Source organism: Chryseobacterium sp. SIMBA_029 (assembly GCF_046535275.1).
Classification (GTDB): domain Bacteria; phylum Bacteroidota; class Bacteroidia; order Flavobacteriales; family Weeksellaceae; genus Chryseobacterium.
On the sequence record NZ_JAWRXA010000001.1, the window covers coordinates 611,046 to 628,407 of the forward strand.

Annotated in this window: 11 protein-coding genes; 4 read left to right on the plus strand and 7 right to left on the minus strand. The window is 37.2% G+C overall.

Annotated elements, in window-relative coordinates:
- Positions 1 to 63: 63 nt before the first annotated feature.
- Genes SB679_RS02930 through SB679_RS02945 form a run of 4 tightly spaced genes read right to left on the minus strand, consistent with a single transcriptional unit; the run spans position 64 to position 8,027 of the window.
- Positions 64 to 2,286: a glycoside hydrolase family 3 N-terminal domain-containing protein gene (locus SB679_RS02930; protein WP_410700729.1), complete on the minus strand. Its 2,223-nt coding sequence runs from the start codon at positions 2,284 to 2,286 to the stop codon at positions 64 to 66.
- 10 nt (positions 2,287 to 2,296) lie between these two features.
- Positions 2,297 to 3,730: a glycoside hydrolase family 30 protein gene (locus tag SB679_RS02935; RefSeq protein ID WP_410700730.1), complete on the minus strand. Its 1,434-nt coding sequence runs from the start codon at positions 3,728 to 3,730 to the stop codon at positions 2,297 to 2,299.
- 3 nt (positions 3,731 to 3,733) lie between these two features.
- Complete coding sequence (locus SB679_RS02940; protein WP_410700731.1) at positions 3,734 to 5,173, minus strand: RagB/SusD family nutrient uptake outer membrane protein; 1,440 nt, start codon at positions 5,171 to 5,173, stop codon at positions 3,734 to 3,736.
- Positions 5,174 to 5,183: 10 nt separating this feature from the next.
- Entirely contained in the window at positions 5,184 to 8,027 is a 2,844-nt protein-coding gene (locus SB679_RS02945; protein ID WP_410700732.1) for a SusC/RagA family TonB-linked outer membrane protein, read from the minus strand.
- A 175-nt stretch (positions 8,028 to 8,202) separates the two neighbouring features.
- On the opposite strand from SB679_RS02945, the gene SB679_RS02950 reads away from it, so the two are divergent.
- The 4 genes from SB679_RS02950 (at position 8,203) to SB679_RS02965 (ending at position 13,627) form a co-directional block, all read left to right on the plus strand.
- Positions 8,203 to 9,390, plus strand: coding sequence for an MFS transporter (locus tag SB679_RS02950; protein WP_410700733.1), 1,188 nt, complete (start codon positions 8,203 to 8,205; stop codon positions 9,388 to 9,390).
- Positions 9,391 to 9,413: 23 nt separating this feature from the next.
- Complete coding sequence (locus tag SB679_RS02955) at positions 9,414 to 10,217, plus strand: NUDIX hydrolase (RefSeq protein ID WP_410700734.1); 804 nt, start codon at positions 9,414 to 9,416, stop codon at positions 10,215 to 10,217.
- Between the two features lie 120 nt (positions 10,218 to 10,337).
- On the plus strand, positions 10,338 to 11,516 hold the full coding sequence (locus SB679_RS02960) for an acyl-CoA dehydrogenase family protein (protein ID WP_410700735.1): 1,179 nt from the start codon (positions 10,338 to 10,340) through the stop codon (positions 11,514 to 11,516).
- Positions 11,517 to 11,677: 161 nt separating this feature from the next.
- Complete coding sequence (locus SB679_RS02965; RefSeq protein WP_410700736.1) at positions 11,678 to 13,627, plus strand: T9SS type A sorting domain-containing protein; 1,950 nt, start codon at positions 11,678 to 11,680, stop codon at positions 13,625 to 13,627.
- Positions 13,628 to 13,687: 60 nt separating this feature from the next.
- Here the strand turns inward: SB679_RS02965 and SB679_RS02970 are convergent, their stop codons facing one another.
- From SB679_RS02970 to SB679_RS02980, 3 genes are read right to left on the minus strand one after another with little or no spacing between them, the layout of a single operon-like run.
- A complete protein-coding gene (locus SB679_RS02970) occupies positions 13,688 to 16,381 on the minus strand; it encodes a PD-(D/E)XK nuclease family protein (protein ID WP_410700737.1) in 2,694 nt (897 codons plus the stop codon).
- Positions 16,378 to 16,920, minus strand: a complete 543-nt coding sequence (locus SB679_RS02975) for a DUF922 domain-containing protein (RefSeq protein ID WP_410700738.1) — start codon at positions 16,918 to 16,920, stop codon at positions 16,378 to 16,380. Before SB679_RS02975 ends, SB679_RS02970 begins: the two co-directional genes overlap by 4 nt.
- A complete protein-coding gene (locus SB679_RS02980) occupies positions 16,917 to 17,321 on the minus strand; it encodes a hypothetical protein (protein WP_034714752.1) in 405 nt (134 codons plus the stop codon). Before SB679_RS02980 ends, SB679_RS02975 begins: the two co-directional genes overlap by 4 nt.
- Between the last annotated feature and the right edge of the window lie 41 nt (positions 17,322 to 17,362).

A 17,362-nucleotide genomic window follows, 5' to 3' on the forward strand; every position in this document is an offset into this window, starting at 1 on the left:
AAAACCGAACTCCCTTTACCTCCAAAAGCGGACTAAAGCCCGCTCGTGTTGGTGTATTTTTATTTATTTTACCCAATTAATTCTTTTAGTCTGAACATCTTTAGAACTGGTTCCCACCATGATGTCAAACTCACCGCCTTCCCAATCATAATTCAGTGCATCATCATAGAATTTCAAATCTTCCGTGGTAAGTTTAAAGTTTACCGTTTTGCTTTCTCCTTTTTTAATGAAGATTTTCTGGAATCCTTTTAATTCTTTTACCGGTCTTACCACTTTTCCAAAAAGATCTCTGATATAAAGCTGTACGACTTCTTCCCCATCATATTTTCCTTTGTTGGAAACCGTTACTTTAATATCTAATGTCTGATTTCCTTTCAGATCCGTTGAACTTAACGTCATATCAGAATAGTTGAAATCTGTATAACTTAGTCCATACCCAAAAGGGAATTTCGGATCATTATCTAAATCGATATATGCGGAAACATAATTTCTGTCGGTATTATTTTTAGCAGGTCTTCCTGTATTATAATGATTATAGTATACCGGAATCTGTCCTTCGGTTCTCGGAAAACTCATTGGTAATTTTCCAGCCGGGTTCACTGTTCCGAACAGAACGTCTGCAATAGAATTTCCTGCTTCCGTTCCAAGCCACCAGGTATACACGATCGTTGAAATATTGTCGGCCGCCCAGTCAAAAACCAACGGTCTTCCGGCATTGATCATCAACACGATAGGTTTACCTGTTTTTGCAATTTCTTTCAGCAATTCTTCCTGAACCCCTGAAAAATGGATATTGCTTCGGCTTTTGGCTTCTCCGCTCATTGCATGTCCTTCTCCCAGGGTCATAATCACGACATCTGCTTTTTTAGCCGTTTCTACAGCTTCCGCAAACATGGATGTATCCTGATCATCAGCGTTACAGCCTTTAGCATATAATAAAGTTGAGTTTTTATCCAACTGATTTTTGATTCCGTCAAACTGAGTTACAATTCTTTGATTGTCATCTTTGAAAGCTACCGACCAGAAACCGTGATTGGCTGTTGTTTCCTTTCCGAAAGGTCCGATTAAAGCAACTGTCTTTGTAGATTTTGAAAGTGGCAGAACCTTATTTGTATTTTTTAATAATACAATACTCTTGGAGCCAAACTCTCTTCCAAATTTTCTGTTCTCTAAATTGTTTGTCTGCTCCTGCTGTCTTTTATCATTGCTAAATCTGTAAGGATCATCAAACAGACCCATTTCAAATTTTTTAATTAAAATTCTTCTTGCAGCATCATCAATGAACTTTGCATCTACTTTTCCTTCCTTTACTAATCCTGGAAGTTCAGCCATGTAGGCACGGCTTTCCATGTCCATATCGCTTCCGGCCAAAATTGCTTTTTCTGCTGCTTCTTTATTATCTTTTGCATAGCCGTGAGGAACCATTTCTCCAATACTTCCCCAGTCTGAAACTACAAATCCCTGATAATTCCATTTTCCTTTCAAAAGATCTCTTTGAATATATTTGTTAGCTGTCGCAGGAATCCCGTTGATATCATTAAATGAATTCATGAAAGTAGCTACTCCGGCTTCTGCCGCTGCTTTGAAAGGAGGTAAATAGGTTTCATGCAGCTGTCTTAGACTCATATCAACAGAATTGTAATCTCTTCCGCCCACTGCTGCTCCATATGCCGCAAAATGTTTTGCACAGGCCATCACTGCATCAATATTTCCTAACCCTTTTCCCTGAAATCCTTTGATTCTTGCAAGTCCAATCTTTGTTCCCAGATAGGTATCTTCCCCGGAACCTTCCATTACTCTTCCCCATCTCGGATCTCTTGCAATATCTACCATCGGTGCAAAGGTCCAGTGAATTCCATAGGCAGATGCTTCTGTTGCTGCAATTCGTTCAGATTTCTCAATTAATGCAAGGTCCCAGCTTGCCGCTTGTCCGATATTAACAGGAAAAGTGGTTCTGTAACCATGAATCACATCCTGACCGAATAATAAAGGAATTTTTAAACGCGACTGCAACGCCAGTTTTTGAAAAGAATGCGTTTCTTCAGTTCCTGCTACGTTCAGCATAGATCCTACTTTACCTTTTTTTATTTCATCCAGAACACTCGCGGAATTAGAATTCTGAGGTCCTGTAGCATATTCAAAACCACTGTACTGTACCAATTGGCCCACCTTTTCTTCAAGGGTCATTTTAGACAACAGATCAGCAACTTTCTGATCAATAGATTTTTGTGCAGAAATGCTTATTCCGAATGTTGCGAATGCTAATAAAAGGCATCTTTTTTTCATATCTTTTTCTTTAAAAAACGTAGGTTGCCACTGAACTTCCTGAGAGGTTTACAGCTGCTGTTTTTCCGTTATACTTGATAGTAAAGGTTTCTTCATTTTTAGAGTCGTTCTGTACAATCAAAACTTTCTTTCCTGCAGGTGTTATAAAAGCTGCTGTAGAAAGGTTTTTCGTCTGTGTAGAAGCAATTCTTCTGGAATTTGCAGGGATGAATTTTGAAGCATGCGCAATGATATAATAAGCAACGTTTCTCGTAAAGTTTTCTTTATCGGTAACGGTTATTGCTCCTTTACATTCTGTGCAGCCTCCATCTGTATGAGGTCCGTATTGCGGATCATTGGCCAGATTCCATTCCAGTGCTGTTTTGCTCCAGTTTCTCATGGAACCGATGACCACATTTCTGGTATGCCAATTTAAATCTTCATTAAAAGTTCCTTTTGCGCCTGTCCATTGCTCGGTAAAATACAAATTTTTATCGGGAAAAGCAGCATGAACAGTACCTAAAGCAGAGACATCACCTTCATAAAGATGGAAAGCTGATCCATCAATATATTGATACGCATCCGGATCGCTTAAAATATCCATAGCATATTCCGGCTTGTTGCAATTGTGGTCATAGACTACAATCTTTGTTTTAAGATTGTTTTTCTTAAAAGCCGGACCTAAATTATTTTTAATAAAATCTTTCTGCTGATTGGAAGGCATATACAAACTGGGATTATTCCCCGGATGCAACGGTTCATTCTGAGGGGTAATGGCATTTATAGCAATCCCTTCTCTCTGCATTCCCTGAATATATTTTACAAAATAATCGGCATATACACCATAATATTCTGGTTTCAAGCTTCCGCCTTTTGATTTCCCGTTGTCTTTCATCCAAACCGGAGCCGACCAGGGAGCTGCAATAATTTTAATGTTAGGATTTATTGCCAGAATCTCTTTAAGCATGGCGATTAAATTTTTATCTTTTGCCAAACTGAACTTAGAAAGAGAGGGATCTGTTTGTCCTTCCGGAAGATCATCGTAAGAAAAAACAGTACCATCAAGATCAGATGCTCCTATGCTTAGCCTCAGGTAACTTACTCCTATGGCGTTTTTACCACTTCCGAAAAGCTCCTGAAGCAAGGCCTTTCTCTTTAAAGGTGAAAGCTTATTAATCACTTCTACACTTCCTCCTGTTAAGGTATATCCAAAACCGTCAACATATTGAAACTTTTGGGTGTCATCAATTTCAATATTTTGAATGTTATTAGGAGTGTTTACAAAACGGACAGGATGTTGTATCTGCAATTTTACGCTTTCATCACCTTTTGTAAGCCAAACCTGAACTTCATTTCCTGCACCGGATGCAGCTGTTTTGCATGACAATAAAGGTAAAAGTACCACACCACTATAGAGCAGTGTAGTACTTTTAAAAAAGAAACTATATAAACTTTGAAACTTCATATTTTAATAACCTGGATTTTGGGTTAAATTTTGATTGTTATCTCTCTGTCCTTGAGGAATAGGCCATAGCAGTCTATTCTGATTGATATTTGCCGCATACGGAAGAATATTCCCATTTCCGTCTTTCTGTTGGGAAAGAATAGCAACGGCCGTTCCGGTTCTTTTCAGATCAAACCAGCGCTGTCCCTCAAAAGCCAGTTCCATTTTTCTCTCTGCCAAAACTTTAGCAATTCCGTCTGTTTCAGAAGAAACTGCAACCGGGGCCAAGCCCACTCGGGATCTCACCTGATTAATATACCCTGCTGCTCCTGTGTAATCTGCTGTTCTTACAGCCGCTTCTGCCTTCAGTAAAAGGATGTCTGCATATCTCATGACGTAAAAATTCTGTGTTCCATCCGTTTTCCGCATTTTATACATGAAAGGATAGTTGGTGCTTGGCCAGTAATTATCGGACCATGCCACCGGCGAAAAATTAATAGAACTATTCATTCTCTGAGTATCTCCGGCATCAGAAAAAGTTTTAACAAGGTCATTGGAAGGAACATTGAATTTCTTCCAGTCGGTTCCTAAAAACATTGATGATCCCCAAGCCCACACACTTCCCGCATTACCGTCGGCTTCGAAAATAGATTCGGCATTGGCTTCGTGCAGTCCGTCAAAAAGATTATCATATACGGGAAGTAAGTTTACACCTGCGATATTGGAAGTATATTGTTTTACTTTTGCCCAGTCAGGGTTTGGTTTTGTTGCATTAGCTTTAGCCAGCAATCCATAAGCAAAGTTTTTATTGGCTCTGTATTTTTCACTTCCAGCCGGAGCATTGGCAATAGCTCCTTCAAGATCTGCAATGATCAGATCATATGCCTCCTGAACTGTTTTCCTTGCCGGATACACCTGACTGTATACTTCATCAAAGTTACCTGAATTCACCCCTATTACTGCTTTTGTCACCAAAGGAACATCTCCCCAAAGCTGTACAGCATGAAAATAATACAATGCTCTCATAATGGATGCCTCCGATTTCATTTCAGCTTTTCTGGCTGCTGTTAATGCAGGATCATTGATTTCATCTACATAATTAAGAATCATATTACAGTCATTGATGAAACCGTATATGTATTTCCAATCTCTTGTTATATTAGTATTGGTGGCAATGATACGGTATTCATCCTGCTGGAAGTTTTGAACGTTATCCGCGCCGGCATAGGAAATATCTGTTTGTGAATCTCCATTCATTCCGTAATCCAGCTGCCAGTATTCATTTCCGAATGCCGCATAAATGGTGTTCATTCTATTTTCTGCGTCTGTTGCTGTTTTTAAAGGATTTGCAACTGGAATCCCTTGCTCTGTAATAGGTTCTGTATCCAGGAAATTATTACATGAAACAGCGGTAACAAGAACTGATGCTCCAAATAAATAATATATTGCTTTGTTGATTTTCATTGTAAATAATTTAGAAGTTAGCTTTTAACCCGATGATGAAAGTTCTTACCTGAGGATAAGTTCCGTAATCTATTCCAAAAACTGATCTATCAGCACCAGATGTATTTCTGTTAGGACTAAATCCGTTCACTTCAGGATCCATCCCTGAATAATTGGTGATGGTAAAAATATTCTGCCCCGTTACATATAGATTAAGTTTATTCACTCCTTTAAACGGTTTATTGAAGTTATATCCTAATGTAACCGCTTTTAACTTTACATAAGAACCATCTTCAATAAATCTATCAGAAATTGCCTGTGCAGAAGTGGAGTTAGCTCTAGGCACATCTGTGATCTGCCCTACTGTTGTCCAGCGATTCAATACTGCTGTGGACTGATTTTTATAATCATTCATCATTTCCAGATCGAATCTCGTTGCATTGAAGAGATCATTTCCTACTGACCCTGTAATCAGCATATCCACATACCAGTTTTTAAAGGTAAAATTATTGCTGAAGCCAAATGTAAAATCAGGGTTTGGATTTCCTATGTATTTTCTGTCTTCCGGTTTCAAATCTGCATAAGCCACTGTATTTCCGCTGGCGTTTACATACATCTGATCCCCATTATTAGGGTTTACTCCTGCCACCTGATATCCGTAGAACATTCCTAATGACTCACCTTCCTGGATTCTAACCAGATTTCCCATCCCGTCTATATTTGCAGCCTGAATTGTTCTAAGATAATCGCTGATGTGCGTTACTTTATTTTTAGCAAATGAAATATTGAATGAAGTATTCCATGTAAAATTTTCATTTTTAATATTTACTGTATTAAGTGTTAATTCCAATCCTTTATTTTCAAGAGAACCTATATTTCTGAAAATTTTAAAATCGTTCGTACCTAAAGGAATTGAAGTTATCAGGTTGTCTGTTTTTCTCTGATAAACATCAACACTTAGTCTGATACGGTTACTGATCAATCCAATATCCAGACCCGCGTTTGTATCTGTGGTAGTTTCCCATGTAAGATCACTGCTATCAGATTGGGTATTGGTATAGGTAGGAATGCCATTAGACCAGTAAGGATCATAAAGATTAAAATGGGAATAGGCCGGAATGGCTGATGCATTACCTGTTTTTCCCCAACCTCCTCTAATTTTCAATTCACTAATCAGTTTACTGTCTGCAAGGAAATTTTCCTTGGAAATCAGCCATGAAGCTGAAACTCCCGGAAAGAATCCCCATTTATTACCCGGTGCTAAAGCAGAATTTGCATTTTCTCTGAAAACACCCATCACTGTATACTTACCATTAAGTGTATAAAGAACTCTTCCGAAAAATGAAACCTGTCTTAGAATCTCTTTATGGAAATCATTCCCTTGATTCTTGGCTAAATCATAATTAAAATTAAACGTGTCACCCGGGAAATTATCACCACTATAGTATGTATTCTGTATATTTTTTTCATTGATCTGAAGTCCTCCAAGTATAGATAAATCGTGTACTGATCTCTTCAAGGTGTAATTCAACGTGTTCTCAAAATTATATTCCTGATACTGATAAAATTCCTGAGAACCAATACCGAATTTAGATCTTCCATAGCTGGTCTGATATCCATCGGTAAATTTAGTATTCCTTGAATCCGTCATATCAAATGATACACTTGGTCTCCAGGTAAGATCTTTAAAAATTTTTACTTCAAGCCCTAAATTGCTTAAAAATCTCTGCGTAAGAGTTTTGTCTTTTCTGGATTGATACGCAACAGGGTTTTCCCATGATGACTGATAGGGGTTGGGAGCAAATTGCCCCGACTTATACCCATCTTTTATAGCTCCTGTTGTCTGATCGTATATCTCTGAATCTCCAGGACTCATATTAACCTGGTTTCCATATACCGGCAAAAATGTGGGTGTATTGAAAGCACTTAATACAACTCCACCCCTTGCTGTACTTAAATTATCGTTGGTATTGGTAAGGTTCGTAAGGAAATAATTAACAGATGAGTTTAATTTCAGCCAGGGAAGAATTACTGCATCCAAATTCAATTTTGCAGAGGTTCTCTGGAACTTTGCAGGCTTGATGATCCCATCGATATCTTGATATCCAAGGGCTGCATATGCTTTAACATTTTCGTTTCCGAAAGAATAATTTACATTGTAATTTTGATCAAATCCTGTCTGAAAGACTTCTTTAGTCCAATCCGTATTAATCCCTGCATAACGGCTGTTATTTGCTGTAGCAAGATAATCTCCTCCTCCGTTCAGTTTGATGTCTCCTAATAACGATTTATATTGATCAAGAGAAAGTACGTCTATATTTTTTACTGTTTTAGAAGATCCCCAGTATGCATTAAAGTTCAATTGAGGCTTTCCTGCTTTTCCTCTTTTGGTTGTAATAATTACCACACCTGAAGATCCGTTAATACCATAGATTGCAGTAGATGATGCATCTTTCAGAATAGTCATATCTACAATATCATCTGTATTGATCCCACTGATATCATTGGTTTGTATACCATCCACTACGTAAAGAGGACTTACTGCTGACGAAATTGAGTTATTTCCTCTAATCTTGATATCAATGGTCGCTCCCGGTTTTCCTGAGGACTGAATGACACTTACTCCCGCAGCCTGTCCCTGCAATGCTTGTCCTACATTGTAGAGCGGTCTGTTATCAAATGCATCTGCTTTTACCGTAGTAGCTGCACTGGTAAGGTTCTGCTTTTTTACTGATCCGTAGCCTACAAGAACAACTTCTTCTATAGCCTTCTCTTTCGGAACAGTGTCTTTTTTCACCTGGCTCTGAGCATTGAAATTTGCTGTAAAGTATAGGACAGCAACCATTCCCAGGCATTTTGATATTTTAACATTCATATACAGTTAGTTTTTAATTCTCAAATTGAGACAATAAAAATATATTTTTTTTTAAATAATTAACATTATATTAATAAATATTTTAATTTTTCGTTTATTTTTGGGGGTTTAAAGGCATCTTTTCTTTCGTATAAATCATAAAAACTCATAAAAATCCAATAAAAAAATCCCCAAAATGACGACTAAGCTCTCCCATATTTCGCTTCCTCTGAAACTCACTTTCCTGATTTTTTCAATGGTTTTAAACTGCATGGGCATTGTGATTCTTCAACTTTCTGAGGCAAAAATAACCTACGAAAAACTGGGATTTTTAGAATCATTTAAAGATCTTCCGATAGCATTTATTTCGCTTTTTGCCGTTAACTTTATCAGTAAAATCGGTACAAAAAAGGCACTGATTTTAGCTCTTATTATTGTAGGTATTTGCGCATCAGTTTTACCTTTTGTAGAAGTTTTCTGGTTCTATAAGGTCTGGTTTGCTATCATTGGGACCTGTTTTGCGATCGGCAAGATTTGTGTTTTTGGGATTATCAGGAACAATATTTCAGACGAAAAATCTCTTGCCAAGATGATGAATAGCGTCGAAGCGTCGTTCATGATTGGTATTTTTGTAGTTAATACAGGTTTTGGATGGCTGATATCAAGTCAATATTCTGAATTTTGGAAATTTGGCTTCTTATCCATATCCATGATTTGTGCAGTGACTATATTTTTATTTTCAAAACTGGAGATTTCAGAACCTCAGAAAGTGGATAAAGAAAGTATTATTTCAGAACTTTCTAAATTTGTTAATCCTGTAATTGTTAGCTTTTTAGGAGTTGTATTTTTTATTGTTTTTGTAGAGCAGGGATTCAATTCATGGCTTCCTTCATTTTATAAAAATCATTTGAAGGTCAATTCATTTTTTGCTTTGCAGGCCACTTCTTTTCTGGCTCTTTTTTCTTATGCAGGAAGAATAGCTACCGCGAATATTATTCAAAGATTTTCATTACCTGCTTATTATACGCTTTGTATTTTTTTAATTATCAGTGTTTTGATTATTATTCTGGGAATACAATACTTTGACTCTGAAAACTCAAAAGTACTTTTGTTTTTATTTCCTGTCATCGGACTATTTCTGGCGCCGCTCTACCCTGTTATCAATTCTAAAATGATTGCTCAGATCCACAAGGAAAAAATAAATCTGTTTACTTCATTAATTGTCATTTTTTCATCGCTGGGCAGCTCTGTCAGTTCAATTATTATGTCATTATTGTTCGGAAAACAGCTCTTAAACTATTATCCTCTCTACATTTTACTTGCTGTAATCGTGCTTCTTACGATAAGTTTAATATATTTTCACCTTGCCAGGAAAAAAGTATAAAAAATAATTTTATTTTTACTGCCATGGAAATCAAGGATACAAAAAACAAAGAAACACTTCAGGAACTTATTGATACAAAAGATTTTGTGGCACACGTATCTGTTGACTGCACTATTTTTGGTTTTCATAATAACATTCTGAAGGTTTTGCTCTTAAAATACCACGACTTGGATCTGTGGTCGCTTCCCGGTGGTTTTGTCTTTAATGATGAAGACCTCAGAGAGGCTGCTGCAAGGGTATTATATGAAAGAACCCAACTAAAAGACCTGTTTTTAAAGCAGTTTCATACGTTTGGGAGAATCGACCGTACGGAAAATAATGTGCATCAGATTTTACTTAATAATAAAGGAATTGAAGTACCCAAAGACCACTGGATCTTTCAGCGTTTTATTACGGTGGGCTATTGCAGCCTTATCGATTTTTCTATTGCCAATACTTTTCCTGATGCATTCAATGAAACCTGTGAGTGGTTTGAGGTTGGCAAATTACCACAAATGGCCTTCGATCATGACCGCGTGATAGAAACGGGGCTTGAATATCTCCGGATGAACATCAATACGGAGGTTGCAGCCAGCAATCTTCTGCCTGAAAAATTCACCATGAAAGATCTGCAATCTCTTTATGAAACGATTTTAAATGAGAAATTCAGGAGGAACAATTTTCAGCGGAAGATCTTAAGCTTAAATATTCTTGACAGGCTGGAAAAGCTGTACGACGGCTCTGCCAACAAGGCTCCGTATCTGTATAAATTTAAAAGCAAAGTGCACAATTCTACCAGTCAATATCCCATTTCAAACCGGGATGACGATAGTGACGATGAAAAATAGACTGAACAATTCCGCCAGAATTATTCATTAAAAAGGTGAAAATAAAGGATATGAAAAGCCTTTCAAAAAAAATTTTCCCGGAATACTGAAAAGTGCTATTTTTAGGGAAATTAAAAACAAATGTCATACTATCCTCTTACAAGCATTCCCGACTATTACGGAATTGATGCTTTATTAACTGAAGAACACAAACTGATCCGTCAATCGATAAGAGATTGGGTAGAAAGTTTTGTAATGCCACAGATTGATCAGGCTGCACAAAACCACACCGATTTGCCAGGCTTAATGAAAGAATTGGGTAAAATCGGAGCTCTAGGCCCCTATATTCCGGTTGAATACGGAGGTTCCGGGTTAGATCAGATTTCTTATGGTATTATCATGCAGGAATTGGAAAGAGGAGATTCTGCAGTGCGTTCAGCTGCTTCTGTACAGAGTTCTTTGGTGATGTTTCCTATTAATGAATTTGGTTCTGAGGAACAAAAAAGAAAATATTTACCCAAACTGGCTTCCGGAGACATGATCGGTTCTTTTGGCCTTACAGAGCCTAACCACGGTTCCGATCCCGGTTCTATGGAAACTTATTTTAAAGATATGGGCGACCATTATCTTTTAAATGGGGCTAAAATGTGGATCACGAATTCTCCTTTATGCGATATTGCCGTAGTATGGGCAAAAAATGAAGAAGGAAAAGTACAGGGGCTTATCGTTGAAAGAGGAATGGAAGGCTTTACGACTCCTGCCACCCACAATAAATGGAGCTTAAGAGCCTCACAAACAGGAGAATTGGTATTTAATGACGTGAAAATTCCTAAAGAAAATCTTCTTCCGGGAGTTACAGGTCTGAAAGGTCCTTTATCATGTCTGAACTCTGCCAGATATGGTATCTCATGGGGAGTAATCGGTGCTGCAATTGATTGTTACTGTACAGCGGTACAATATTCTAAAGAAAGAAAGCAATTCGGAAAACCTATTGGTTCTTACCAGCTTCAACAGAAAAAATTAGCAGAATTTTTAACGGAAATCACTAAGGCTCAGTTATTATGCCTACAGTTAGGAACCCTTAAAAACAATCATAAAGCGAGTCCTGCACAGATTTCAATGGCAAAAAGAAATAATGTGAAAATGGCTATTGATATCGCAAGAGAATCAAGACAGATCCTTGGCGGAATGGGAATTATGGGAGAATTCCCGATGATGAGACACGCGGCCAACTTAGAATCAGTAATTACGTATGAAGGAACACACGATGTTCATTTATTGATTACCGGAATGGATATCACAGGAATCAACGCATTTTAAGAAGATAACAAAATAGTATAAAAGAGTCCGGTCATTTGGCCGGACTCTTTTATTTTACTCACCTCAAGAGGAATTTATATTCAATGAATAGTTGTTGATCTATTAACACTGATGCTTATTTAATGTAAATATTTAACTTAATCATCACTTAAAATATCAATATGAAAAAAATATCCTTATTTTTATTAAGCCTTGCTGCACCTTACTATTTTGCACAACAGGCCGGAGATGTAGTTAATTTTGAAAAGAATTTAGATCTGACCCCTCAGGGAGTAATCAACTTCATTGCCCAAAATTTGGGAGAACAGAATGCTCCTGACTTTGTAAGCTACCTTAACGGGTTCAATACAGGCTTAAAGGCGTATAAAATAACCTACTACACTAAAAATGAAAACAATACGCTGGTGAAAGCTACCGGGTTGGTTATGTACCCCAATGTCAACTATAAGCTTTCCACTGTAGTATCGGATCATGGAACGACAGACAGCCGTCAGAATGTACCTTCAAACCTGAAAGGAGTCCTGTATGCAGGTTTTGTTGTAGAGTTGTCTTATGCCCTGAACGGTTATATTGTCATGGCTCCGGACTATGTCGGAATGGGAAGCGGAGACGGTGTTCATCCGTATGTACACTATCCCACGGAGGCCGGCGCTACAATTGATTTCGTAACAGCAGCCAATAAAGTGTTAGCCCAATTAGGAATAAGGCGGTACAATGAATATTTCTTGACAGGTTATTCTCAGGGAGCTCATGCAGCAATGTCTACTCTAAAAAGATTAAGTGTTTCTAATCCGGGTAATCTCCAATTCAAATATGCTTATATGGGAGACGGTCCGTATGATTTTTCAGGAGTTACCCTTCAAAAAGGAGTTCTGGAAAAAGATATCTATCCTTTTTCTTCTTTTCTCGCGAATGTAGTCAATACCTGTAATAACATTGGCTATAAGAGCTATACCAACAATATCTCTGAAGTGATTTCCCCGGAATATCTTCAAAAATATGATGAACATGTCACTCAGGATAACGGCGGATTATTGTGGGGTCCGGTGATTTGGCGAAAACTGTTTACAACTCAATTTGTGAATGAAGTGACGAATAATCCAAATCACGTATTCAGAAAGTGCTTAAAAGCCAGTGATGTGTATGACTGGTATAACAAAACGCCTATGACTTTAGGACACTCAACGGTAGACCTCGCCATTGCGCCTGAAAATACTTCGAAAACCATTGAGGTTCAGCGTGGATATTATGCCTGGTGGGATTTGAATAAATATAAATTGGATTCTTTTTATTGGGGACCTTTAGGACATATAGGAGGAATTCTGCCTTTTGTACTGGCTTCCAATGCAAAATTAAATACGCTTAGAAGCGGTGGTTTATTCAATGAATGGGCCGTATTAACTTCTAAACAGGCAGGAAATAATCAATCTACCTTGCCTCCACCCTATTCTTCACAAATAAAACCGGAGCTTCAGGGAATGAAATTGGTTGAAATTACCGATTTTAACCATGAAAAAGCGACAGGAAAAACAGGTTCAGACCGTAGTTTGTCCTCTTTGCAGGATGGCGTTTATTTATTGAAAGTATCAGATCATAACAATGAAAATAAAATGATTCCTTATGTTAAAACAACTCCTGCTGCCATTACGGAAGAAGCTATTGTACAATCTGAAAACAATGGGGTTCTTACCTTAAAAATCAATCGGGATGAACTGTCTGCGGTGAATATTTTCGATGGAAATAAAAATGTAGTGAAAACAGTTTCAAAAGAACAATATGATAAAGACGGAGGAATTGCTATCAAAGACCTGGAAAATCAGCCATATACTTTTGAAATCGTCACCGAGTTCTACAATTTGCAGTTTAACAAAACAATAGGCAATGGTAAGTCTGAAGAACAACCAGATATCTTTACCCAAAACCGGCAGATTATGGTGAAAGCAAAAAATGATATTAAAAACATCAGTATTTACAGTATTTCCGGAGCATTAATTCTTCATCAGGACGTAAGTACAACACAATTTGAATCTAAAAGTTTAGAATCTGGCGTGTATCTGGTTCAGGTCATTCAAAACAATGGAAAAATACTCAGTAAAAAAGTAAAATTATAAATTCAGTTTTTTCTCAATATCAAATCTTTACAGTAGTGCACTTCAGCAATGGGGTGCATTTTAGTTGATATACGATTTTATATTCTCTATAAAAGTAAGGTCAGGATCTAAAATCTGAAGAATTAAATTTTTCACCGATTGCATTGCATCATCAATCGTTCCTTTATCAAATTGCAAAGAAATTACACCTTTTCTGGCTTCAGCAAAGCTCCAGATACCTGTTTCCACCGGAAGTCCCCAAAACTCAGGAAGACTCTGAACGACGTACTGATAAATACAAAGCTGTAGTGCCTGTTTACGGTCGCTGTTAAGGAAATATTCCTCAACATTATCTTCGTCTATCTTTACGCTGAGATTTTTTATTTTTGCTGTTTTATAATCAATAATTCTCAACGTTCCATTAAGACGGTCGATGCGGTCGATAAATCCAAAGAACGAAATTTTATCTTTATCAGCCAGATAAAAATCAACATTTTCAAACCTCCTTTCAATGTCAATAATTTCTAATGCATTTCCGCTTTTCACCAACTCAAGATCATAGGTAAGAATGCTTTCGATTACTTTTTTTGCAATGGCCTTATGGATGTAATTCATCCCTTTTTCATAGAATTCCGGCTGGTGTTTAAGCTTTTCTATAGCAATATTAACATATTGATCTATTGCTTTAATTGAATTGTTTAAATCACTTTCTTTTAAAACCTTACCTTTTAATACTTCATATACTTCTTGAAGTGAGTAATGCACTAGATTCCCGTAATTTTTTATAGACAGTTCTTCTTCAATTTCATCGGTTTCAGAGGTGTTCAGAATCTTGGAAAGATAGAAATCAATAGGATTATAGAGATAGCTCGTAAGATGTGAAGCGGATACTTTTTCTTTCCACTTTTCAAGCTTTTCCAACACCACAGCCGTCTTCGTAATTTCAATGGGCTGGGTGGTAATCGGCTCCGAAGAATTTTCAATAATCAGGTGCTCAATAGGATGAGAACTCTCCATTTCAATCTGCGTGATGAACCGGCTTTTTTCCCCAGTATTTACTCCGGAACTTAAGGCATTAAACAGCAGATGGACATTCTTGGAATCCTGGATCAACCTGTAAAAATGGTAGGCATAAATACTGTCGTTTTCAAGAAAGGTATGAAGATCAAAAAATCTTCTGATGTCGAATGGAATATAGGTATTCTGTGAATTTCCCAATGGAAGCTTTCCTTCGTTCACAGAAAGCATGATCACGTTTTCAAAATTGAGAAGACGCGTTTCCAGAAGTCCCATAATCTGAAGCCCACGCAAAGGCTCTCCCTGAAAGTCAATACTTTCAGAATTAATATGCTGATTGATCAAAATCTCCAGGGTTTCCATTTTAATCTCAAAATCGTATGGAGTAAGCTGGTTTTTGATTATCCTGAAGGCATTTTCAAAATGAGATACATTTTCATACTGAATATCATCGATCTCCAGCCATTTCACCTGGCGGCAGAAGGCAATAAACTCATCGAGATATGCGCTTACAGAATCTGCTTTCTGAAGCAAATTAAAATAAGAAAGTTCGCTCAGCAGCTCATGCAAAAGCTTTCTGGATATATAAACGATATTTCTTTCCTCTATTTTAGCTTTAAACTGACTGATAATCTCTCCATCTTCAGCAGATTTGGGAAGTTCTTCAAGAATCGGAAATATATCCCTGTAATAATAAGAAGATTTATTTTTTTCTAACTGCTTCTGCAGGTAAAAAAGTTGTTTCACCGCATTGGAGAATGATAAATTTTTCAGCGGAAATCCCATGGTAATATTTAGATGATCAACACCATACATCACATCTAAGCTTGCAGGCAATAGATTTTCATCTAACAACACCACGGCTGTGTTTGAAAAGGTTTTATTGGTAATTTCCTTGAATATTTCCGGAAGGATTTTAGTTTGGGCCACATTCCCCGAAACTTCGTAAACTTTTATATTTTTAGGCTGGTTAAAATCATCTTCAATCCATTGAAAAGCTCTGCTGTCATTAAATTCTTTCCATGTTATATGATTTCTCAGGAATTTTCCTGCCTCTTGTCTTTCGTCATCAAAATAATAGCGGTCTGCCTGAAAGAAACATTGTCCTTTATCCCATTGCAGCAGGTTTCTCACCAGCTTTTCTTCCACAGGGGTAAAAGCATTGAACCCACAAAAAACAAACTGTTCGGTATTATTTTTAGCAAAGGCTTCAATTTTAGATTTTGCTTCTTCGTGAATCATTCCTGAAGTCGCCCAATTCTTTTCCTGCAGCTTTTTCTTTAACGCAGGAAGGAAAACCGTCATATTTTTCCAGAAATTAAGGAATTTCCTTCTTGGAACATCTTCATCATCACCCAGATCCTGTGCCCATTCTTTTATCCGCTCTTCATCAAACATATATTGAAGCACCGCTTCATCACTATCAGAAAACTTTAAAATATCGTCCCAATCTTTTTGTAAGGTGGGAAACCATTTTAAAAAATCTGCAAAACTTTCTCTGGGAATGAAATTCATACTCTGATACACATCAAACGAAAAAAGCCACAAAGAAATCCCCTGAATGGGCAATTTATCTGCAATCCTGTCGATCAGTTCCTCTATTGTAAAAAAGTTGGGAAGAAATCCCGAATAATTATTTTCTTCTAAAATCTGCCGGATAAATACAATAGGACGTTTTCCGGGCAGAATGATATTAAACACCGATAAATCTGTGTTTTGTACTAATAATTCGTCGATGATTTTATTGAGGAACTTCAAGAGGCTTTATAGCTTTTTAGGTTTTCTAATTGTTCAGAAATAGCAGCATTGTATTCTGCCTGTTTCTCCTTGTTCATTCCGTGCTGGGTATCTTTGTCATAGGAGATCTGATAATTTCTGTACTCTGTAGATATCGTATTGTAAACCGATTTGAAAGTTTTATCGAAATCTCCGGAGGTTTTGATCTTTTCACTGACTTCTTTTCGAAGTTTTCTGGCAAATATTTCTGCAATATCAAAATGTTTCTGCTCGTGCAGCAGTACATAATCATTAATCCTTTTTACATCTTTCCAGGATTTGTCTTCATTGAAAATAGTCGTAATTTCAATGGTAACGGGAGATTTTGGATTGGTAGACTTCACTACGGAATATTCCCACCCGCAATGTGTATACGCTACCACATCGGGATTGCTTTTTCTGTTTACGGAACTTTTAAAATTGTCCCAAACCAGTTTCTGATCTTCCTTCCAGTTAATCTTTTGCCCAAATATCGCCCCTGCAGCCATCAGACAGATTAACATGATCCATTTCATTATCATTCCACTACAATTGTTTTGGTAATCCAGTTATTGCCTCCATTCCAGAATCTAAAAGTATAGGTACCTGTCTGCTGCGGACTGAAATTAATCTGGCTGGCAGCAGTATAACTCCCCTGTCCACACGGTCCGCTTGATCTGTATTTGTATGAAGTAACAGTTCTGTCAAATTTGGTATCATACACATAGTCGTAGCCATAAAACCCTTCGCAATGAGAAGGATATGTGGAATACGTCTTGATATGCTGTATGGAAAAAACATCCATGGTATCTTTAACAATTTTTACACTGTCTATCTTTATTTTATCCACAGATTCAACGGTTTGATAATCATCATCATCACAAGAAATTAGAAATAATCCTAAAAACAGTGCACAAAACGCTAGACGTAAAAGTTTTTTCATGACGTTATCGTTATTTTTGATTATCAATCAATATTAAGCAA

What these genes read in the sequence shown, in the direction of transcription:
- SB679_RS02930 (WP_410700729.1), bottom strand. Translation starts at nt 2,286, where the DNA reads ATGAAAAAAAGATGCCTTTTATTAGCATTCGCAACATTCGGAATAAGC.
- SB679_RS02935 (WP_410700730.1), bottom strand. Translation starts at nt 3,730, where the DNA reads ATGAAGTTTCAAAGTTTATATAGTTTCTTTTTTAAAAGTACTACACTG.
- SB679_RS02940 (WP_410700731.1), bottom strand. Translation starts at nt 5,173, where the DNA reads ATGAAAATCAACAAAGCAATATATTATTTATTTGGAGCATCAGTTCTT.
- SB679_RS02945 (WP_410700732.1), bottom strand. Translation starts at nt 8,027, where the DNA reads ATGAATGTTAAAATATCAAAATGCCTGGGAATGGTTGCTGTCCTATAC.
- SB679_RS02950 (WP_410700733.1), top strand. Translation starts at nt 8,203, where the DNA reads ATGACGACTAAGCTCTCCCATATTTCGCTTCCTCTGAAACTCACTTTC.
- SB679_RS02955 (WP_410700734.1), top strand. Translation starts at nt 9,414, where the DNA reads ATGGAAATCAAGGATACAAAAAACAAAGAAACACTTCAGGAACTTATT.
- SB679_RS02960 (WP_410700735.1), top strand. Translation starts at nt 10,338, where the DNA reads ATGTCATACTATCCTCTTACAAGCATTCCCGACTATTACGGAATTGAT.
- SB679_RS02965 (WP_410700736.1), top strand. Translation starts at nt 11,678, where the DNA reads ATGAAAAAAATATCCTTATTTTTATTAAGCCTTGCTGCACCTTACTAT.
- SB679_RS02975 (WP_410700738.1), bottom strand. Translation starts at nt 16,920, where the DNA reads ATGATAATGAAATGGATCATGTTAATCTGTCTGATGGCTGCAGGGGCG.
- SB679_RS02980 (WP_034714752.1), bottom strand. Translation starts at nt 17,321, where the DNA reads ATGAAAAAACTTTTACGTCTAGCGTTTTGTGCACTGTTTTTAGGATTA.